The 19141-nt window shown below is 71.6% G+C and carries 19 protein-coding genes; 8 read left to right on the top strand and 11 right to left on the bottom strand.

From position 1 onward, the window contains the following. Positions 1-38: 38 nt before the first annotated feature. Positions 39-1403: an FAD-binding oxidoreductase gene (locus KME66_RS11735; RefSeq protein WP_216321687.1), complete on the bottom strand. Its 1365-nt coding sequence runs from the start codon at positions 1401-1403 to the stop codon at positions 39-41. A 172-nt stretch (positions 1404-1575) separates the two neighbouring features. Between KME66_RS11735 and KME66_RS11730 the strand changes: the two genes are divergently transcribed. Continuing rightward, positions 1576-2538, top strand: coding sequence for a YihY/virulence factor BrkB family protein (locus tag KME66_RS11730; RefSeq protein WP_216321684.1), 963 nt, complete (start codon positions 1576-1578; stop codon positions 2536-2538). A gap of 43 nt (positions 2539-2581) precedes the next feature. Here KME66_RS11730 and KME66_RS11725 read toward each other — a convergent pair whose 3' ends face one another. After that, a complete protein-coding gene (locus tag KME66_RS11725; protein WP_253208307.1) occupies positions 2582-3988 on the bottom strand; it encodes a D-alanyl-D-alanine carboxypeptidase family protein in 1407 nt (468 codons plus the stop codon). Between the two features lie 133 nt (positions 3989-4121). On the opposite strand from KME66_RS11725, the gene KME66_RS33900 reads away from it, so the two are divergent. The 3 genes from KME66_RS33900 to KME66_RS11715 all read left to right on the top strand — a co-directional run bounded on the left by KME66_RS33900 (position 4122) and on the right by KME66_RS11715 (position 7646). After that, the gene (locus KME66_RS33900) at positions 4122-4367 is read left to right on the top strand and encodes an SCO4848 family membrane protein (RefSeq protein ID WP_030708951.1); all 246 of its coding nucleotides are present in this window, start codon (positions 4122-4124) and stop codon (positions 4365-4367) included. Between the two features lie 33 nt (positions 4368-4400). Further along, a complete protein-coding gene (locus KME66_RS11720) occupies positions 4401-5819 on the top strand; it encodes a metallophosphoesterase (protein ID WP_216329263.1) in 1419 nt (472 codons plus the stop codon). A gap of 273 nt (positions 5820-6092) precedes the next feature. Continuing rightward, positions 6093-7646 (top strand): ABC transporter substrate-binding protein, encoded by a 1554-nt coding sequence (locus tag KME66_RS11715; RefSeq protein ID WP_216321681.1) that lies wholly within the window; start codon positions 6093-6095, stop codon positions 7644-7646. Between the two features lie 29 nt (positions 7647-7675). Here the strand turns inward: KME66_RS11715 and KME66_RS11710 are convergent, their stop codons facing one another. The 8 genes from KME66_RS11710 to KME66_RS11675 all read right to left on the bottom strand — a co-directional run bounded on the left by KME66_RS11710 (position 7676) and on the right by KME66_RS11675 (position 14512). After that, positions 7676-8425 (bottom strand): TetR/AcrR family transcriptional regulator, encoded by a 750-nt coding sequence (locus KME66_RS11710; RefSeq protein WP_216321678.1) that lies wholly within the window; start codon positions 8423-8425, stop codon positions 7676-7678. Positions 8426-8565: 140 nt separating this feature from the next. Then, positions 8566-9507 (bottom strand): hypothetical protein, encoded by a 942-nt coding sequence (locus KME66_RS11705; protein WP_216321675.1) that lies wholly within the window; start codon positions 9505-9507, stop codon positions 8566-8568. Between the two features lie 16 nt (positions 9508-9523). Next, the gene (locus KME66_RS11700; RefSeq protein ID WP_073227556.1) at positions 9524-10123 is read right to left on the bottom strand and encodes a hypothetical protein; all 600 of its coding nucleotides are present in this window, start codon (positions 10121-10123) and stop codon (positions 9524-9526) included. Between the two features lie 141 nt (positions 10124-10264). Continuing rightward, positions 10265-11032: a succinate dehydrogenase iron-sulfur subunit gene (locus KME66_RS11695; protein WP_073227553.1), complete on the bottom strand. Its 768-nt coding sequence runs from the start codon at positions 11030-11032 to the stop codon at positions 10265-10267. After that, positions 11032-12786, bottom strand: a complete 1755-nt coding sequence (gene sdhA / locus KME66_RS11690) for a succinate dehydrogenase flavoprotein subunit (RefSeq protein WP_073227551.1) — start codon at positions 12784-12786, stop codon at positions 11032-11034. The genes KME66_RS11695 and sdhA overlap by 1 nt, the downstream gene beginning before the upstream one ends. A 30-nt stretch (positions 12787-12816) precedes the next feature. After that, positions 12817-13299: a succinate dehydrogenase hydrophobic membrane anchor subunit gene (locus KME66_RS11685; protein WP_065490425.1), complete on the bottom strand. Its 483-nt coding sequence runs from the start codon at positions 13297-13299 to the stop codon at positions 12817-12819. A 5-nt stretch (positions 13300-13304) separates the two neighbouring features. Further along, entirely contained in the window at positions 13305-13685 is a 381-nt protein-coding gene (gene sdhC / locus KME66_RS11680) for a succinate dehydrogenase, cytochrome b556 subunit (RefSeq protein WP_006127027.1), read from the bottom strand. A 185-nt stretch (positions 13686-13870) separates the two neighbouring features. Then, entirely contained in the window at positions 13871-14512 is a 642-nt protein-coding gene (locus KME66_RS11675; protein ID WP_253208306.1) for a 2-oxo-4-hydroxy-4-carboxy-5-ureidoimidazoline decarboxylase, read from the bottom strand. A gap of 459 nt (positions 14513-14971) precedes the next feature. Here KME66_RS11675 and KME66_RS11670 point away from each other — a divergent pair, with 459 nt between their 5' ends. The 3 genes from KME66_RS11670 (at position 14972) to KME66_RS11660 (ending at position 18286) form a co-directional block, all read left to right on the top strand. Continuing rightward, the gene (locus KME66_RS11670; protein WP_073227548.1) at positions 14972-16579 is read left to right on the top strand and encodes a family 20 glycosylhydrolase; all 1608 of its coding nucleotides are present in this window, start codon (positions 14972-14974) and stop codon (positions 16577-16579) included. 228 nt (positions 16580-16807) lie between these two features. After that, positions 16808-17641: a DUF4328 domain-containing protein gene (locus tag KME66_RS11665; RefSeq protein WP_216321673.1), complete on the top strand. Its 834-nt coding sequence runs from the start codon at positions 16808-16810 to the stop codon at positions 17639-17641. A 66-nt stretch (positions 17642-17707) separates the two neighbouring features. Continuing rightward, positions 17708-18286, top strand: a complete 579-nt coding sequence (locus tag KME66_RS11660; protein ID WP_073227545.1) for a hypothetical protein — start codon at positions 17708-17710, stop codon at positions 18284-18286. 101 nt (positions 18287-18387) lie between these two features. Here the strand turns inward: KME66_RS11660 and KME66_RS11655 are convergent, their stop codons facing one another. Then, positions 18388-18606 (bottom strand): hypothetical protein, encoded by a 219-nt coding sequence (locus KME66_RS11655; RefSeq protein ID WP_073227542.1) that lies wholly within the window; start codon positions 18604-18606, stop codon positions 18388-18390. 442 nt (positions 18607-19048) lie between these two features. On the opposite strand from KME66_RS11655, the gene kdpF reads away from it, so the two are divergent. Further along, a complete protein-coding gene (kdpF, locus tag KME66_RS11650) occupies positions 19049-19138 on the top strand; it encodes a K(+)-transporting ATPase subunit F (protein WP_073227539.1) in 90 nt (29 codons plus the stop codon). The last annotated feature ends 3 nt before the right edge of the window (positions 19139-19141 follow it).

Genomic DNA, 19141 nt, shown 5'->3' with positions numbered 1-19141 from the left:
GCTCCTGGTCAGATGGGGTGGGATTCTTCTTGTGCCGGTCAGAGTCCGAGGCGGCGCGACAGGTCCGAGCGGAACGCACCCGCCGGGTCGAGCCGGGCCCGCAGCTCCCGGAACTCCGTCAGCCGCGGGTACATCGCCGCCGCCGTCCCGGGCCGCATCCGGGCGTCCTCCGCCAAGCACACCCGGCCCCCGGCGGCGGCCACCTCCTCGTCGACGCCGTCCAGGAAGCGGGCAAGACCGGGCAGAGCCGCGGGCAGATCCAGCTCCAGGCACCAGCCGGGCGAGGCGAACGACAACAGGCCGGGGTCCGCCGCCCCGAACCGCTGGAGGACGGCGCGCACGGCGGGGCTCCGCCGCGCGGCGATCCGGCGCACCACCCGATGCAGGGTCTCCTCCTGGCCGTCCCCGACGGTGAACCGGTAGCGCACCAGGCCGCCCCGGCCGTAGAGGGGGCGTACGTCCGGGAGCGCGTCGGAGGCGTGGAAGAAGGCGTGGACCGGGCGCAGCTCGCCGGTCCGCGCACGGGGCGAGCCGCGGTAGCGGGCCTCGTTGCACAGCGCCGCGGCCGCCGGGCCGAGCCGGCCGCCCGGCAGCGGGGGGAGCCCGGGGAAGGCCGGTCTGCCCGGCGCTGCCGCAGGGCGCGCGAACAGCCGAGTGCGCCCGGCGTACCCCAGGCGCATATCGGGAGTCGCGTGCTCCCCCCGGGTGAGGACCCCGCGCCCGGTCGCCCGGCCCCGGGCCGTCAGGTCGACCCAGGCGGAGGCGTACGGCAGCCGGTCGCCGCCCGCGGTGAAACGGGCCAGCAGGTCGTCCAGGTCCCCGGCACGCTCGGTGGAGACCGACATCAGCCCCGTGGTGACACGCCTCAGCCGCAGCGTGGCGCCCAGGACCACCCCGGTCAGCCCGAGGCCCCCGGCGGTCGCGTCGAAGAGGGCGGTGCCCGGCAGGACCGTCCGCACCTCGCCGTCGGCGGTGAGCAGCTCCAGGGCGCTCACGTGCCGGGTGAAGGACCCCGCCCGCCGATGGTCGAGGCCGGGCGCATCGGAGCCGATCGCCCCGCCGACCGTCACCCTGCCCGTCCCCGGCAGCAGCGGCGGCAGCCAGCCCAGCGGCAGCAGGACCCGCAGCAGCCGTTCCAGGCTCACCCCCGCGTCGCAGCGCACCACGCCGGCGGCGGCATCCACCCCGCCGATCCGGGCCAGGCCCGACAGGTCGAGCACCGACCCGCCCGCGTTCTGCGCCGCGTCCCCGGGCGACCTCCCCAGCCCGCGCGCGATGACGCCCCGGGGCCCGCGTCCCCGGACGACGGCGGCCGCCTCCTCGTAACCACGGGGCCGGAAACGCACGGCGGTCGTCGGGGCGGTGCGGCCCCAGCCGGTCAAGGACACGGTGTCGACGGACATGAGGGTGACCGTATCGTCCGGGAAATCACCTTTGCGGCATTGGTGAATTCGCTCACCGGAACGGGTGACGGAGTGAGTGTCAGCGCATGGTGACGCGGATCCGCCGGGCGTGTCCGGGAGAGTCCTGGGCGGGCCGCTGGTGTTCCGGGCTCAGGAGGGTACGCGTGACGTCATGGACTGGCTCAAAAAACTCCCGGTGATCGGGCCCCTGGTCGCCCGGCTGATGGAGACGCACGCCTGGCGTTCCTACGAGCGGCTGGACCGGGTCCACTGGGCCCGGCTCGCGGCGGCGATCACCTTCATCAGCTTTCTCGCCCTCTTCCCGCTGATCGCGGTGGGCGCGGCGATCGCCGCCGCCCTGCTGAGCGACAAGCAGCTCGACACCATCAAGGACGAACTCGCCGACCAGGTGCCCGGCATCTCCGACCAGCTCGGCATCGACGGTCTGGTCGCCAACGCGGGCACGGTCGGGCTGGTGGCCGGTGCGCTGCTGCTGTTCACCGGCGTCGGCTGGGTCGGCTCGCTGCGCGAGTGCCTGCGCGCGGTCTGGGAGCTGGACGACGTACAGGAGGCCAACCCCGTCGTCGCGAAGGTGAAGGACGCCATGCTGCTCGTCGGCCTCGGCGGCGCGGCGCTCGCCACCGTGGCGGTGTCCACCATCGGTTCGACGGCGGTCGGCTGGACCGCCGACCAGATCGGCATCTCCGAGGGCGGGGCCGGCGGCATCCTGCTCCGGGTGGCCGCACTGGCGGTCGCGGTCGTCGCCGACTTCCTGCTGCTCCTCTACCTGCTGACCCTGCTGCCCGGCGTGGAGCCGCCCCGGCGGCGTCTCGTGGTCGCTGCGCTGCTCGGGGCGGTCGGCTTCGAACTGCTCAAGCTGCTGCTCGGCAGCTACATGAGGGACGTGGCGGGCAAGAGCATGTACGGCGCGTTCGGCGTGCCGATCGCCCTGCTCCTGTGGATCAACTTCACCGCCAAGCTCCTGCTGTTCTGCTCCGCCTGGACGGCGACCGGGAGCAAGGAGGAAGAGGTCGAGCCGGGGAAGGAGGCGGCGGACCGGGCCGCGGACGCCGAGGGGGCCGACAGCAAAGAAGCCGCCGGGACCGAGGCGCCCGGCGGCTCCACCCGCGTCTGACCTGTCGGCGCCCCGCCGCGCGGCGGGGCGCCGACAGACCGTCCTAGGACTTGTCGGCGGGCTTTCCCGCGTCCTCGGCGGCCGGGGCGGCACGCTCGGCGGCCGGGACCACGTCGGCCGTCGCGCCGGAGTCCTTCGCCTCCGGCCCGTCTGCCTCCGGCCCGTCTGCCTCCGGTGCGTCCGCCTCCGGCGCGTCCGCCGCCGGTGCGGGGCGGCTGCCCAGCCCCGGCACCGGCCAGCGGCGGTTGACCAGGAACACCCCGGCGGCCACGACCACCAGCAGACCGCCGATGATCGCCAGCGCGACCCCGACCCCGCTGGACCCCTTCGAGGCCGCCGACGCGTGCGCGGCCTTCGCCTGGCCGCCGGTGCCCTGGTCGGCGGCGGGAGCCGCGCCCTTGCCGCCGGTCGAGATGCCGGTGTCCAGGGACTTCGGCGGCACCAGCTGGCCGACCGGGGTCACCTTGCCGCTGGCGGAGAAGCCCCAGTCGAGCAGGTGGGCGGCCTCCTTGTAGACGGCGTGGCTCTCCTCCGCGGACGGGTTCATCACCGTGACCAGGAGGACCTTGCCGTTGCGCTCCGCGACGCCGGTGAAGGTGTTGCCCGCGTGGGTGGTGTAGCCGTTCTTGACACCCGCGATGCCCTGGTACGGATCCACGCCGATGTCCCCGGTGATCAGCCGGTTGGTGTTCTGGATCTCGAAGGACTCGCGCTTCTTCCCCTTCTTCTTCTCGCCGGGGAAGTCGGCCGACGCGGTCGCCGCGTACTCGCGGAAGTCCTTCTTCTGCATCCCGCTGCGGGCGATCAGCGTCAGGTCGTAGGCGCTGGAGACCTGGCGCGGCGCGTCGTACCCGTCCGGCGAGACCACCACGGTGTCCAGGGCCTGGAGCTCCTCCGCGTGCTTCTGCATCGCGGCCACCGTCTGCGGGAGCCCGCCGTACATCTCGGAGAGGACGTGCACCGCGTCGTTGCCCGAGCGCAGGAACACCCCGAGCCACAGATCGTGGACCGTGTAGGTGTGGTCCTCCTTGATCCCGACCAGACTGCTGCCCTCGCCGACCCCCGCCAGCTCGCTCTCCGAGACCGTGTGGGTCTGGGTGGGCTGGAGCGCGGGCAGCACCGTGTCCGCGAAGAGCATCTTCAGGGTGGAGGCGGGCGGCAGCCGCCAGTGCGCGTTGTGCGCCGCCAGGACGTCCCCGCTCTCCGCGTCCGCGACGATCCACGACCGGCCCGACAGCTTCTTCGGCAGCACCGGTGCCCCCGCGCCCAGGTTGACCTGGGTGCCGGCCTTGCCGAGCTGCTCCCCGCCGAGACTGGACATCGTGCTCGGCGGCTTGGGCTGCTTGTCGTCGCTCTTGTCCTTGTCGGCCGCCACGGCCGGACTCAGGACGAAACCGGACAACAGGGCGGCGGACGTGATCGTGAGGGCGATCTTTTTCAGAACAGGCACGGTCGGAAACGTACAGGGCGAAGTGAGGGATGAGGACCCGGACCGGCTGACCCGCCGCAGGGTACGCCAGGACGGCCCCGTTCGGACGCCACCCCGCAGGAGAGGACCGGGAGACGGCGGCGATACTGGACCCATGAAGCTCAGCCGCCGTGTGTCCTGGTTCCTGCTCGCGTTCGGGGTGTGGAGCTGGTTCATCTGGATCACTTTCGTCAAGAACCTGTGGCAGGACGGCAGCGGGCTCGCCTTCGACGACGCGGGCGAACCGACCGGGTACTTCTGGGTGCACCTGCTGCTCGCCATCACGTCCTTTCTTCTGGGGACGGCGGTCGGCGTGATCGGGTTGCGCGGAGTCCGGGCTTCGCGCGACACACGCGCATGACGACGGGAACATGGGGAAGCTCGGATGGCTGCAGTGGTCTTCGCCCTGGTGGGCCTCGTGGTGCTGGCGCTGCTCGGCGCCGTGCACCGGTACGTGTGGCGGCGCTTCGTCGGTGACACGACGGCGCCCGGGAGCCGGCTGCGCCGGGCGGGCACCGTCGCGGCCTTCGTCCTGCCGCTGCTGAGCCTCGGCGCCATGACCTCGGGCCGGCTGGGCGCCCCCTTCCTGCTCCAGCAGGTGCTGGCCTGGCCGGGCTTCCTGTGGCTGGCCTGCCTGCTCTATCTGACGCTGGCGCTGCTCGTGGGCGAGGTCGTCCGCCCGATCCTCCTGCGGGTCCTCGCCCGGCGGGACGCGGTGCGGGGCGTGCCGAGAAGCGGAATGCCTTCCGGAACCCCCGCGGAGACTCCCGGACCCCTCAAGGACGCCTCCGGCCCCCTCGCAAGGGCCGTGGACGAGCCCCGCCCCCGTACCGAAGAACTGGTGGCGTCGGGCTCGGCCGGGGTTCCGGTCCCCTCGGAGGCGCCGGCGCGTACACCATCCGGGGTCCCCGGCCCCAAGGCGGAACAGGAAGCCGAAGCGGAACCGGTGGAGGAACCGGCCGGCCGGACCTCCGCGCCCGCCCTCCAGCCGTCCCGCCGGCTCTTCGTCTCCCGGGTGGTCGGCGGCGCGGCGGCCGCGGCCGGGCTCGCGACCGTCGGATACGGCACGTACGGCGTGCTGCGCGGGCCGAGCGTGCGGCGGGTCACCGTCCCACTGGCCAGACTGCCCCGCGCCGCCCACGGCTTCCGGATCGCCGTGGTCAGCGACATCCACATCGGCCCGATCCTCGGCCGCGCCCACACCCGCCGGATCGTCGACACGATCAACGCGACCTCGCCCGACCTGGTCGCCGTCGTCGGCGACCTCGTCGACGGCTCCGTGGCCGACCTCGGCCCCGCCGCCGAGCCGTTGGCCGCCCTGCGGGCCCGGCACGGCAGCTACTTCGTCACCGGCAACCACGAGTACTTCTCCGGCGCCGAGCAGTGGGTCGACCACGTCCGCGAACTCGGTCTGGTCCCGCTGGAGAACGCCCGGGTCGAGATCGAGGGCTTCGACCTCGCCGGCGTCAACGACATCGCGGGCGAGACCGAGGGGCAGGGTCCCGACTTCGGCCGCGCGCTGGGCGACCGGGACCGCGCCCGCGCCGCCGTCCTGATGGCGCACCAGCCGGTCGTCATCCACGACGCGGTCGAGCACGGTGTCGACCTCCAGCTCTCCGGCCACACCCACGGCGGTCAGCTCTGGCCCGGGAACCACCTCGCCGCGCTGGCCAACCCCACCGTCGCCGGTCTCGAACGCTACGGCGACACCCAGCTCTTCGTCTCGCGCGGCGCGGGCGCCTGGGGGCCGCCCGTCCGGGTGGGCGCTCCGTCCGACATCACCGTCGTGGAGCTGGCCTCCCGTCAGGCGTAGCCGCGTTGCGGGTGCGACGGTCCGGAACCCCTCGGTGCGGCATCATGAAATCCACACCGGAGCGTCACCGTCAGCTACGGAAACCCGCAGGTGGGAAGCGCGAAACAGCCTTTTCGGACAGGGCCTCCGGTGCGTGTCCAATAAAAGGCTGTGAGAGCCCCATTTACTCTTCCAGATGTGAAAATCGTGTGATTGGCTGAGCGCGAACATGCGGCGACGTGCGCGTCACAAACGCGACCGCCGTGGTGGGGCTGGTATAGGGAGAGCACGGCAATGCGGTCGGTCCGGGTACGGATTCTCGCGATTCTCGCGGTTTTGGTCATAGCGGGCGTCGGTGCCTGGCAACTGCTCCCGTCCGGGGAGGCGAAGAACGACGCGATCACGGTCGGGACGTCGGACGTCGTCACCTCGCTCGACCCGGCCGGCGCCTACGACGCGGGCTCCTGGGCGATCTACAGCAACATCTACCAGTCGCTGATGACGTTCAAGCCCAACGCCGTCACGCCGGAACCGGACGCCGCCGAGAGCTGCGGGTTCGTCGGGCAGAAGCTCCAGACGTACCAGTGCAAGCTCCGTGACGACCTGACCTTCTCCAACGGCCGCAAGATCACCGCCGAGGACGTCAAGTACTCCTTCGACCGGATCTTCCGGATCAAGTCGGACGTCGGTCCCGCGGGCCTCTTCCCCACGCTGGAATCGGTGACGACCGAGGGCCGCACGATCACGTTCAACCTGTCGGGCAGGGACGCGACCTTCCCGCAGAAGATCGCCACCGGCGCCGCGGCGATCGTCGACTCCACCCAGTACCCCGGCGACAAGCTCCGTGCGGGCAACCAGGTCGACGGCTCCGGCCCGTACGTCCTCAAGTCGTACGAGTCCGGGAACCGTGCCGAGCTCGTGCCGAACCTGAAGTACCGGGGCGCGCTCAAGAAGACCGGCGAAGCGGTCAACATCCGCTACTTCAAGACCTCCGAGGAACTCCAGACGTCCTGGGACAACGGCGAGGTGGACATCGCCCACCGCCAGCTGCCGTCCGAGACGCTCGCCGACCTCAACGTCAACGACCCGGACGTGCGGGTGACCGAGGCCGCCAGCGCCGAGATCCGCAACATCATCTTCAACTCCCGCGAGGACTCGCCGTTCGGGGAGAAGAAGGTCCGCCAGGCCATCGCCGCGCTCCTCGACCGGGGCCCGCTGGTCCGGAAGGTCTACCAGGGCACGGTCGACCCGCTGTACTCGCTCATCCCCACCGGGTACATCGGCCACAGCACCCCGTTCTTCGACGCCTACCCCTCCTCCGACCCGGAGCGCGCCGAGCAACTGCTGGAGCAGGCCGGGGTGGAGATCCCCGTCGCCATCGACTTCGCCTACCGCGAGGGCGACCAGTACACCAAGGAGACCGCCGAGCTGCGCCGTCAGCTGGAGAAGGACGGGCTGTTCAAGGTCTCGGTGCGGGCCGTGGAGTGGACGAAGTACCAGAAGGAGTACGCGGCCGGTAAGTACGACATGTACACCGTCGGCTGGTTCCCCGACTTCCCGGACCCGGACACCTTCAGCCAGCCGCTCGTCGGCACCGGCAACGTCCTGCACAGCGGCTACTCCAGCAAGAAGATGGACCAGCTGATCGCGGCCACGCAGCAGTTCAGCGACCGCAGCCGCACCTCCGGCGACTTCAAGGAGATGCAGGCGCTCGTCGGCGAGGACGTCCCGCTGCTGCCGCTGTGGCAGAAGAAGGACTACGTCGTCGCCAAGTCCGAGGTCGCGGGCTCCCAGTACCTCTCCGACGGCACCGGCACCTGGCGACTGTGGGAGCTTGCCTGGATCTGACCGTCCGGCGCCTCCCGGGAGGCGCCGCTTCAGTCCGACGGCCGGGGCCCAGCCCCGGCCGTCGCCGTACCCGGGCCGGCGCCCGGCAGGAACTCCACCAGCAGCCCGTGGATCTGCCGCACCAGCGGGCGCAGCACCCGGAACCGGGAGAGCGCGATGGCCCGGGCGGCGATCGGCGCGGTGCGCTCGACGAGCCGGCGGCTGCGCTCGGCGTCCTCGCTGCGGTCGTACACCCAGAAGAGCACCAGGCCCATCTGCATCAGCCACATCAACTGCGGGAGCAGCGGCGCCAGTTCCGGGTCGCTCTTGACGTCCGCCCCGGCGATACAGCGCTCGTGGATGGAGATCGCCGCGTCACGGGCGGCCGACGAGTCCTCGGAGAACGGGGAGAGCGGGCTGTCCGGATCGGCCGCGTTCTTGAAGAACTGGGCGGCGAAGCGGTGGTAGGGCTCGGCCACGTCCAGCCAGCCCAGCAGCACGCCCCTGATCCGTACGGTCAGATCCCGGTCGCCCTCCAGCACCGGCCGGATGGCCGTCGCGTGTTCCGCGGCGATCCGGTCGTAGAAGCCCTGGACCAGGTGCTCCTTCGAGGAGAAGTAGTAGTAGGCGTTCCCGACCGAGACGCCCGCCTCCTGGGCGATGGCCCGCATGGTCGTCCGGTCGTAGCCCCGCTCCGCGAAGAGCCGGAGCGCCGTTTCGAGAATCAGCGTGCGGGTCTGCTCGCTCTTCGCGGCCCTGGCCGGCCTCTTCTCCTGCACGTTCTTCTCTTCCTTCACCACGGGCCCCAGGATATCGGGGGCCCACCGGCCGCCGGAGGGGACGGCGCACTCACGCGCCCCGGGGCGCGCTGCCCCGGCCGCCGGGCGTGACCGCGGACCTCCTCGTGAACATGATCGAGAAGGGGGGCTCGGGGGAGGGGTCAGAGGGCCTCGCGCCCGTCCGGGTCCACCAGCGCGTCCGCGATCTCCGCCCGCAACGCGTCGCCGTGCAAGGGCGTCAGCTCCGCGAGCGCCCTGTTCCACTCCGCGGCCGCGCCCTGAGCCGCCTCCCGCAGCCCCCGCTCCAGCGGGCCCCGGGCGAAGAACAGCACCACCGCGCCCACCGGCCGCAGCAACCACCGCCCGCGCACCCCCAGCGCGACGGTGATCCGCCAGGAACCGTCGTCGGCCGGGTGCGGGGTGAGGGTGAGACGGGCCTTGGCCAGCCGGTGCACGGCCCGTACTGTCACCGGGGGCCGGGCGGCCGGGGGAGCGGCGGGAAGCCGGTCCGCGGCCGCCCACCAGGCCGCCAGATCGGCCTGGCCGCGCCCCGAGAAGCGGTACAGCGAGCCGCCCCCGGCCCTGTGCCCCGCCAGGGAGAGCTCCACCGCGCGGGGTCTGCGGGGCCGGCTCAGCCGCAGGCTCGTCCGCAGGGACATGCCGTCCTCCACGACGAGGCTCTCCGCCTCCACGGAGTGCGACGGGCGCCAGGAGCGCAGGACGAAGGCCTGGGCCGCCGGGGAGTCACCCGCCCCGGAGACCGGCGCCGCCGGGCCGTCGGCCGGACCGGACGCGAGCGCGGCGCCGCCGGCCGCCTCCACGGCCGGACCTGCTTCCCCGGCGGCCCCCTCGGGCACGACCGGACCGGTTTTCCGGGCGGCCCCCTCGGGCGCCGCCGGGACCTCCCCGTACCGCGCCCCCGGCCGCAGATGACGCCCCTTCAGCAGCCGCAGCCCCGCCACCGCCCGCCCGTCCGCCAGCACGACCGACCCGGCCGGGCCCTCCCGGGAGGTGTCGAGGAGGTCCACCAGCGCGCCGGCGGCCTCCTCGAACCAGCCCCGGTCCAGGGCGGCGACGGTGACCGTGTGCGTGAAACGTGCCATGCCCCCGGCCCGTGGCTCAGATGCTCATGGAGCGGGCCTGGTTGAGCTGCCCCATGATCGCCGGGAAGGTGTGCGGGCCCATCGCCGGGATCATCGTGGAGTGGTGCCGGCCGCCGCTGGTCACCGTCACCTGCACGAAGCCGGTGGTCCGCTTCTCCTTCATCAGCAGGAACAGCAGACCGACCAGGCAGAACAGCGCGAAGACGATCGCCAGCACGATCGCGTGCGGCGGGATCTTCTCCTCCGTACGCGACATGTCCGTGGCCGTCCAGACCGCGCCCTTGAGCGGCATCGACCCGGACGGCGTGACGATCGCGTCGTTCATCACGGTGATGTCGCCGATCGACAGCACCGGCACCCCGCCCTGGCCCGGCGCGCCCTGCGGCACAGGGAGGTACTGGCCGGGCATCGTCGGCTGCGCGTGCTGGGGGTAGCCGTAACCGGGCCCCGGCTGGGCCGCCGACTCCGGAAGCGGCTGCGGATAGCCGTACGCCGGAGCGCCCCCCGGGTTCGGGTAGCCGTACGCCTGGCCGTCCGCGACGGTGGGCTGGTGGCCCGGCTGCTGGGGCGGCCCCCACTTGTACGCGTCGTCCGCGTACGGATTCGGCTCGCTCACGACGATCCCCGTTCCTTCTCGGTCTTCAGCTCCGCTGAACCGTACCGCCCGCACGGGCCCGGTGCAGCAACAGGCCCCGCCCCCGGCAGCGGTGAGGCTGCGGGGGCGGGGCCCGTCGACGTAACCGGAGTTACGGGAAGGTCAGAAGCGACGCGTGATGAGCGCGCGCTTCACCTCCTGGATCGCCTTGGTGACCTCGATACCACGCGGGCAGGCGTCCGTGCAGTTGAACGTGGTGCGGCAACGCCACACGCCGTCACGGTCGTTGAGGATCTCCAGGCGCTGCTCGCCGGCCTCGTCACGCGAGTCGAAGATGAAGCGGTGCGCGTTGACGATCGCCGCCGGGCCGAAGTACTGGCCGTCGTTCCAGAACACCGGGCACGAGGACGTGCACGCGGCGCACAGGATGCACTTGGTGGTGTCGTCGAACCGCTCGCGGTCCTCGGCGGACTGCAGACGCTCGCGGGTCGGCTCGTTCCCCTTGGTGACGAGGAAGGGCATGACGTCGCGGTACGCCTGGAAGAACGGGTCCATGTCGACCACGAGGTCCTTGAGGACCGTGAGGCCCTTGATGGCCTCGACCGTGATCGGCTTCTCCGGGTTGATGTCCTTGATCAGCGTCTTGCAGGCGAGCCTGTTCTTGCCGTTGATCCGCATCGCGTCGGAGCCGCAGATGCCGTGGGCGCAGGAACGGCGGAACGTCAGGGTGCCGTCCAGATCCCACTTGATCTTGTGAAGGGCGTCGAGGACACGCTCCTTCGGGTCGATCTCGATCTGGAAGTCCTGCCACTGGACCTCGTCCGACACCTCGGGGTTGAAGCGGCGGATGCGGAACGTGGCGGTGATGAACGGCGAGTCGGCGAAGCCGGCCTCGGCGTTGTCGGTCTTGTCCAGGGTCGGGGTAGCCATCAGTACTTACGCTCCATCGGCTGGTAGCGGGTCGTCACGACCGGCTTGTAGTCGAGCCGGATCGACTCGGCGCCGTCGGCGGCCACCTCGCGGTACGCCATGGTGTGGCGCATGAAGTTGACGTCGTCGCGGTTCGGGTAGTCCTCACGGTAGTGACCGCCGCGGGACTCCTTGCGGGCGAGCGCGGAGACCGCCATGACCTCGGCCAGGTCGAGCAGGTTGCCCAGCTCGATGGCCTCCAGCAGGTCGGTGTTGAACCGCTTGCCCTTGTCCTGGATCGACACGTTGAGGTACCGCTCGCGCAGCTCGGCGATCTTGTCGACCGCCGTCTTGATCGTCTGCTCGGTGCGGAACACCATCACGTTGGCGTCCATGCACTCCTGGAGCTCCAGGCGCAGCGCGGCGACGCGCTCGGTGCCGGTGGAGGTGCGCAGCCGCTCCACCTGGTCGGCGACGAGCTGGGCCGGGTTCTCGGGCAGCTCGACGAAGTCGGCCTTCGCCGCGTACTCGGCGGCCGCGATGCCGGAGCGCTTGCCGAAGACGTTGATGTCGAGCAGCGAGTTGGTGCCCAGGCGGTTGGCGCCGTGCACGGAGACGCAGGCGACCTCGCCGGCGGCGTACAGGCCCGGGACGACGGTGGTGTTGTCGGCCAGCACCTCGCCCTCGACGTTGGTCGGGATGCCGCCCATGGCGTAGTGCGCGGTCGGCTGGATCGGGATCGGGTCCGTGTAGGGCTCGATGCCGAGGTACGTGCGCGCGAACTCGGTGATGTCCGGGAGCTTGGCGTCCAGCTGCTCCGGCGGCAGGTGGGTGAGGTCCAGGTACACGTGGTCACCGGCCGGACCGCAGCCGCGGCCCTCACGGATCTCCGTGTAGATGGAGCGCGAGACGACGTCACGGGACGCGAGGTCCTTCATGACCGGCGCGTACTTCTCCATGAAGCGCTCGCCGTCCTTGTTGCGGAGGATGCCGCCCTCACCGCGGGCGCCCTCCGTCAGCAGGATGCCCATGCGCCAGATGCCCGTCGGGTGGAACTGGAAGAACTCCATGTCCTCCAGCGGCAGACCGCGCCGGTAGCAGGCGGCCTGGCCGTCACCGGTCAGGGTGTGGGCGTTCGACGTCACCTTGAAGAACTTGCCGGTGCCGCCGGAGGCGTAGATGACCGACTTCGCCTGGAAGACGTGGATCTCGCCGGTCGCCAGCTCGTACGCGACGACGCCGGCGGACTTCTTGACCCCGTCGACCTCGGTGATCAGCTGGTCCAGGACGTAGAACTCGTTGAAGAACTCCACGCCCTCCTTGACGCAGTTCTGGTACAGCGTCTGGAGGATCATGTGACCGGTGCGGTCCGCGGCGTAGCAGGACCGGCGGACCGGGGCCTCACCGTGGCTGCGGGTGTGACCGCCGAAGCGGCGCTGGTCGATGCGGCCCTCGGGCGTCCGGTTGAACGGCAGGCCCATCTTCTCCAGGTCGAGGACGGCGTCGATGGCCTCCTTCGCCAGGATCTCGGCGGCGTCCTGGTCGACCAGGTAGTCACCGCCCTTGACCGTGTCGAAGGTGTGCCACTCCCAGTTGTCCTCCTCCACGTTGGCGAGCGCGGCGGCCATGCCGCCCTGCGCGGCGCCCGTGTGGGAGCGGGTGGGGTAGAGCTTCGTGAGCACGGCGGTACGGCTGCGCTTGGTCGACTCGATGGCCGCGCGCATGCCGGCGCCGCCGGCGCCGACGATGACGGTGTCGTACTTGTGGATCTGCATGGTTTTCCTCTGGTCCCTCTGTCCCGGCGCCTAGCGGATGTTCGGGTCGAAGGTGAAGATCACCAGCGTGCCCAGCAGGACGGTGAACACCGTGGCGGTGTACAGGAGCATCTTCAGCCAGAAGCGGGTGTTGTCCCGTTCGGCGTAGTCGTTGATGACCGTACGGAGGCCGTTGGCGCCGTGCAGCATGGCGAGCCACAGCATCAGCAGGTCCCAGACCTGCCAGAACGGCGAGGCCCAGCGGCCCGCCACGAAGGCGAAGCCGATCTTGGAGACGCCGCCGTCGAGCACCAGCTGGATCAGCAGGTGGCCGATGACGAGGACGGTCAGGACGATGCCCGACAGGCGCATGAAGAGCCAGGCGTACATCTCGAAGTTGCCGCGCGAGGCCTTGGGGGTCTTGCCCGTGCGCTTGCGCGGGGGCTCGATCACCGGGGCCGGGTTGTCGACGTCGTAGAGGCTCACGCCCTCGACGTCACCGATCGCGGCTGCGGAAGAAGTCTCGCTGGACATGGGCCTCAGCTCCCGAAGACGTCGCGTACGGCGTGACCGAGGACGGGGTACAGGGCCCCGACCATCAGCACGATCCAGATGCCCAGCACGGTCCAGAGCATCTGCTTCTGGAGGCGCGGGCCCTTGGCCCAGAAGTCCACGGCGATGATCCGGAGACCGTTCAGCGCGTGGAAGAGAATCGCGGCCACCAGGCCGTATTCGAGGAGCGCGACGATCGGCGTCTTGTACGTGGCCACGACGTCGTCGTAGGCCTCGGGGGAGACGCGGACGAGAGCGGTGTCCAGGACATGTACGAACAGGAAGAAGAAAATGAGGACACCGGTGACTCGATGAGCCACCCACGACCACATGCCTTCCCGGCCGCGGTACAGCGTTCCAGCCGGCACGGAAGAACCCTCCGGGAGCGGGGATTGGGGTCGGCCGGCTTGACTGTCGGTCTGACCCGGCCGGGTACGGTCCACCGGCCCCGGCCATCGTAGCGACGCTTTGTCGGTTCGTTCGCGCGGGGGCCTCTGGTGTGATCAAAGTGGCAATCAAACAGGCACGTACGGGCTAGAGGGGGGCGTGTCGGTCAGGCCCCCCGGGCCCGCTCCCGGCCGCTGCCCGAAGCGACTCGCGCCCCGCCCGCCGCCCCCTGCCCGGGACCCGCGGTCACCAGCTCGACGATCCGGCTCCGGGCGAGTCGGCGCAGCTCCTCGGCGGTCACCGCCCGCTCCTCGTCCACGTCGTGCTCCATCCGGACCCGGATCGCGGCGAGCACCTGGTCCACGCGCTGGGCGGGCGCGTAGGCGTCCAGGCAGATCACGAAGGTGTGGCCGAAGCGGCTCTCGTACGCCGCGTGCGCGGCCCGCAGCGCCAGATGGGCGGCGCGGGGCGCGTCGTGGTGCAGGCAGGGGGCGGGCTCCGCGGCCAGGGCCTCCGCGATGTCGCCGGGCGCGAGGTCGTAGCCCGCCTCGTCGGAAGCGGCCAGTAGAGCGCCGAGATCGGGGTAGGGGCGGTGGGCGGCCATCCGGTGGGCCCAGCGCAGACTGCCGCAGCACTCCAGGAAGGCCGCCTCGGCGGCGGCGAAGGGGAGGCTGTTGAAATGAGCCAGGGCGACGGCATGGTCGGCCTGCGCCCCGTCGGCGGGCGCCGCCTGGGCACCGCGGGGAACCGCGGCACCGTCGGGAACCGGGGCGTCGGCCGGGGCCGGGTGGCGCGGCTGCACGGGCACGCCCGACGGGCCGGCCGGGGGCGCGGGTCGCTTCGGCAGGCCGGCGGGGGGCTCGCTGGACCTGGACAGCGTGGACTCCTCGTATCAATGACAGCTGTGACCGGGCGGGGCCCTGGAATCCCGCGAAGGGTCCGCAGGGGTACGCGAAGGTCTTCCGTCCCTGAAAGACAGGCGGGAGCGCAAGGAGGTTGCGCGAGGTGAGGGTGAAGAGGGAGTGAAGAAGGAGACGAATGTTCCGTAACGCTAACGAGACCGGTCGGCGGGCGTCCGGCGGGCCGGAGAAGAATCACCCGAACGGGAGAGTTTCGGAACGCGTGATGGACGCCTGACCTGCGTCGGCCGGGATTCCGTCCGGTCGCCCGCCGTCCTCGATGGGCGAGGTCGTGGGAGAAATGTCAGCCTTGCACCCTCTTCACTCGTTTCGCTCGCCCTTGACCCCTCAACGGAGGAATCCGCCCGATGTCGCCCACGCGTGGTGCCCTTGTCACCGGCGCGGCTGTCACGGCCGCAGCCGCCGTCGTCCTCACCGTCGTCGTCTGGCCGGACGGGTCCGGCAGCGGGCCGTCCGGTGACGCGGCGTCGCCCTCCGGGACCTCCGCCGAGGCCGCCCCGTCGCCCTCCCGCAGCTACCCGATGTCCAGCACCCCGAGCACGATCCCCGCGGTGCGCGAGCACACCCCGGCCCGGGGGCCCGGCTGGCAGCCGGGCGAGGACAGCACCGTCGTCATCGCCGAGGGCAGCCAGGTCCTCGCCGACGAGGCGCGGCTGCTCGCCGAGGAGCTGAAGATCCGCTACCGGGGCGCCGAGCCGCCCCGGACGGGAGACGTCGAGCTGGCGCTCGGGGCCAAGGACGCGGGCCCCGCCGAGTCGTACACGCTCACCGTGCGCGATCGGAAGGTGAAGATCACCGGCCCCGGCGAGTCGGGTGTCTTCTACGGCACCCGGACGCTCAAGCAGTCCCTCACGGCGGACGGCACGGTCCCCGAGGGCGTCGTCAACGACCGGCCGGACCGGCCGCAGCGCGGACTCAACCTCGACATCGCGCGCAAGCACTACAGCGCGGAGTGGATAGAGGACCGCATACGCGAGATGGGTGACCTCAAGCTCAACCAGCTCGGCCTGCACTTCTCCGACGACCAGGCCTTCCGGATCGAGTCGAAGTCCCACCCCGAGGTGGTCTCCGACGAGGCCCTCACCCAGGACGAGGTCCGCCGGATCGTCGGCCTCGCCAACAGCCGGCACATCGAGGTCGTCCCCGAGATCGACTCGCCCGGACACCTCGGCGCGGTGCTGGCCGCCCACCCCGACCTCCAGCTGCGCAACACGGCGGGCGTCGCGTCGAGGGGGTCCATCGACATCTCCGAGCCGGCCGCGGCGGAGCTCATCGACGAACTCCTCAAGGAGTACACCGAGCTGTTCCCGGGGCGCTTCTGGCACCTCGGCGCGGACGAGTACCAGGCGCTGACCGTCCGGGACCCCGCCGCCTCCTACCCCCAGCTCCAGCGGGCCGCCGAGCAGCGGCACGGCGCCGACGCCACCATCGAGGACCTGGCCACCAGCTGGCTGAACGACCGCGCGGACGTCGTCGTCCCCGAGGGGCGGACCGCGAAGGCCTGGAACGACGGGCTCTTCCGGGGCACGAAGGTCAAGGCCGACGAGAACATCGAGATCGAGTACTGGACCGGCAAGGAGATCGGCGCGCGCCCGCCGCAGGAGTACCTCGCCGAGGGCTACAAGATGCTGAACCTCAACGACGAGTTCCTCTACTACGTGCTCGGCGAACCCAACGAGTTCGTCTACCCGACCGGTGAGCGGATCTACGAGCAGTGGACCCCGCTGGTCCTGCGCGGCACCGAACCCGTGGCCGAGCGCTACTCGCGGCAGATCCTCGGCGGCCGGTTCGCCGTCTGGGGCGACCTGCCGAACGCGCAGACCACCGAGCAGGTCGCCAACGGCATCAGGATGCCGCTCGTGGCCACCTCGCAGAAGCTGTGGGACCCGCGCGAGCCCGAGCTGAGCTGGGCGCAGTTCCGGGACCTGGCGGAGCGGACCGGCAGCGCGGGGTGAGCGGTCGGCCCCGAAGGGACCGCCCCCCCAAAGGGTCACCCCCAAAGGACCGCCCCCGCTCGGGCCTGGCCCCCCACGGATGTACGCGGGTGACGACAGACCTGGTCCACCTGCGAAGATGCGAGGCGGACAGCCCGGCAGCCGCCGGGCTGCGCGCCGTCGGCCGCGTGCTCCTGGGGAGGGACGTGCGGCCCTGTTTCCACCATCGTGTCCCGGGGGGATTTCGCCATGCTCTGCACCCGTTGCCGTATCAGAACGGCCGTCACCGACGACGGCCTGTGCACCTTCTGCTCGGGCACCCGGCCGCCGCTGCCCGCAGGCCTCATGGCTCCGGTCCCCGGCCCCGGGGGCTGGGGCGTGGGCACCTGGCCGCGCTCGCCCGTCGGTCTCGCCCGGGCGGTGACGGCGCTGCTCGGCGTGGTGATCGCCGCCGACCTGTTCGCCATCGGCACCGGACTGCACATGCGCGGCCTCTGGCAGGGGCTGGTGAAGGACGGCTCCATGGACATCTACGGCCGGGACGGCGACACGGCCGAGACGCTGTACGGCGTCGCCGCCCTCTCCCAGGGGGTGGCGCTGCTGGCCACCGCCGTCGTCTTCATCGTCTGGTTCCACCGGACCCGCCGGAACGCCGAGGTCTTCGACCCCTCCGTGCAGCGCATGGGCCCCGGCTGGGCCGTGGGCGGCTGGTTCGTCCCCATCGCCAACTTCTGGTTCCCCTACCGCGTGGCGAGCGGCGTCTGGGAGGCCAGCGCGCAGACCCGCGCGGACGGTGGCTGGCGCGAGGTTCCCCGGACCCCGCTCAACCTCTGGTGGGCCGCGTGGGTCGCGAGCCTCCTCTTCACCCGGGCCACCGGGCGCCTGTGGGAGCGGGCCGAGGACCCGGAGGCGATCGTGCAGGCGGCGGGCCTGGTGGCGGCCTCGGACGCGCTGGACATCGTCGCCGCCGTCCTCGCCGTCCTCTACGTCCGCGCCGTCACCCGGATGCAGGTCGAACGGGCTCTGCGCGGACAGGCGCCCGATGCCCCGGCGCCGTCCCCGGCACCCGGCGGCCACCGGTGACCTCTGCTCCCAAGTGACGATTTTCGGCCATTCGGCGCAGTATCCGGTAGACCGAGGGAGACGTCGATGAGTCTGCTGGAACTGATCGGACGGGCCGACGAGCGCGCGCTGGCCGCCGGGGCGCTGGCCTGTCTGGACCGCTGCCTGCCCCTGCTCGCGGGGACCGGGGCGGAGCCCCTGCGCCCCCTCTGGGCGAGCTGCGAGAACGGACGGGATTGGGCCATCCGGCTCGCGGCGGTGCGGACGGAGCTGGAGCAGGCGTCGGTCCCCGACGGCCCGGCCGCGCTCGTACGGGCCATGCTCGGCGCCGCTCCCTCCGACTTCGCTGCCCAGCCGCTGCGGGAGTGGGCCGACGCCTGCTCGCTGGTCGCGCTCCGGGTCCACGGCCGGTTCGACGCCCCGGACGGGGAGGCGCCGGCGGACGAGGAGGACCTGCTCAAGGCGGCCCGCAGCGGTGAACCCGCGGCCGTCGGTCCGCTGGTCGCGGGGGAGCTGGAACGGCAGGTCCGGATCCTGGAGATCCTCGCGGAGACCACCGGCACGGCGGGCAGCGGCGCCGGCCTCCGCAAGGCGCTGGACCTGTCCACGGAGGGCCGCCGGGTGCTGCGCGCGGTGATGTCACGCCGGGCCCGCGGCCGGGGCTGAGGGCCCGGCCCGAAGCCGGCGGGCCCCACGCCCCGGCCCGTGGGCGGTACCGGGGGCGTGGACGAGCCCGTCCACGCCCCCCACCCGTCACCGGCCGGGCGTTACTTCGCCGCGTCCAGCGCCGCCAGGGCCTGCGCCCACCCGACGTACTTCAGTGCGGCGAGATCGGCGACCGTCTTCACGCCGAACGCCTCCTTGAGCAGGTCGCCCTGACGGTCCGAGACGCCCTTGAGCGCGGAGACCGGCGCCGCCAGCACCTCGGGCACGCTCTTGTCCGCCCACGCCTTGTCCAGCACCTTGTCCAGGTCGATCGAAGCCACGCCCGTTCCTCTTTCCCAGTAGGTCTACAGGTGTGTAGAGCTTAGGAGGGGAGAAGGCGGCGCATCGGCCACCGTCGTGAAATCACCGCTGAAAGTCCGAAAAACATCCCATCGCCGCTCCGTCTGCGCGTGGCCGGACCGGATGCGCGGTGCCTTCCGCCCGGTCGAGGCCCTTCCTCGTGCCGCGTGCCACGGCGACCGGCGGGCGTATGGGGCGCGTCAAGCGGGCGTCAGCCGGCCGTCAAGGGTGGCGCCGCATACGTATGGACCCCGTCAAGGCGGCTTATTCCACGGGTGGATTCGAGGTTGGCTCGGATCGGCCGAACGGCTGATTCACTTCCTCGCATCCTCAGGAGTTCACGATGGCCGATCCGGCCTTCGTCGTCACCACGATCGCGATATTCGCGCTGGTGGCTCTCATCGCCCGGTCGGTGACCCGGCCATGACCGCAGAAAACATCGTCGGCCTCGTCGTAGCCGTATCCCTGCTCGGATATCTCGTCCTGGCTCTCCTGCGTCCGGAGAGGTTCTGAGAG

This window comes from Streptomyces sp. YPW6 (assembly GCF_018866325.1).
In the GTDB taxonomy this organism is placed as follows: Bacteria; Actinomycetota; Actinomycetes; order Streptomycetales; family Streptomycetaceae; genus Streptomyces.
The sequence above is the reverse complement of the archived record's forward strand: the minus strand, read 5'-3'. Positions and strand labels throughout refer to the sequence as shown.

Excerpts from the sequence above, each read along its gene's own strand:
- sdhA (WP_073227551.1), bottom strand. The coding sequence starts at position 12,786 with ATGCAGATCCACAAGTACGACACCGTCATCGTCGGCGCCGGCGGCGCC.
- KME66_RS11705 (WP_216321675.1), bottom strand. The coding sequence starts at position 9,507 with ATGGCACGTTTCACGCACACGGTCACCGTCGCCGCCCTGGACCGGGGC.
- KME66_RS11735 (WP_216321687.1), bottom strand. The coding sequence starts at position 1,403 with ATGTCCGTCGACACCGTGTCCTTGACCGGCTGGGGCCGCACCGCCCCG.
- KME66_RS11685 (WP_065490425.1), bottom strand. The coding sequence starts at position 13,299 with ATGTCCAGCGAGACTTCTTCCGCAGCCGCGATCGGTGACGTCGAGGGC.
- KME66_RS11730 (WP_216321684.1), top strand. The coding sequence starts at position 1,576 with ATGGACTGGCTCAAAAAACTCCCGGTGATCGGGCCCCTGGTCGCCCGG.
- KME66_RS11695 (WP_073227553.1), bottom strand. The coding sequence starts at position 11,032 with ATGGCTACCCCGACCCTGGACAAGACCGACAACGCCGAGGCCGGCTTC.
- KME66_RS11715 (WP_216321681.1), top strand. The coding sequence starts at position 6,093 with ATGCGGTCGGTCCGGGTACGGATTCTCGCGATTCTCGCGGTTTTGGTC.
- KME66_RS11670 (WP_073227548.1), top strand. The coding sequence starts at position 14,972 with ATGTCGCCCACGCGTGGTGCCCTTGTCACCGGCGCGGCTGTCACGGCC.
- kdpF (WP_073227539.1), top strand. The coding sequence starts at position 19,049 with ATGACCGCAGAAAACATCGTCGGCCTCGTCGTAGCCGTATCCCTGCTC.
- KME66_RS33900 (WP_030708951.1), top strand. The coding sequence starts at position 4,122 with ATGAAGCTCAGCCGCCGTGTGTCCTGGTTCCTGCTCGCGTTCGGGGTG.
- KME66_RS11665 (WP_216321673.1), top strand. The coding sequence starts at position 16,808 with ATGCTCTGCACCCGTTGCCGTATCAGAACGGCCGTCACCGACGACGGC.
- KME66_RS11660 (WP_073227545.1), top strand. The coding sequence starts at position 17,708 with ATGAGTCTGCTGGAACTGATCGGACGGGCCGACGAGCGCGCGCTGGCC.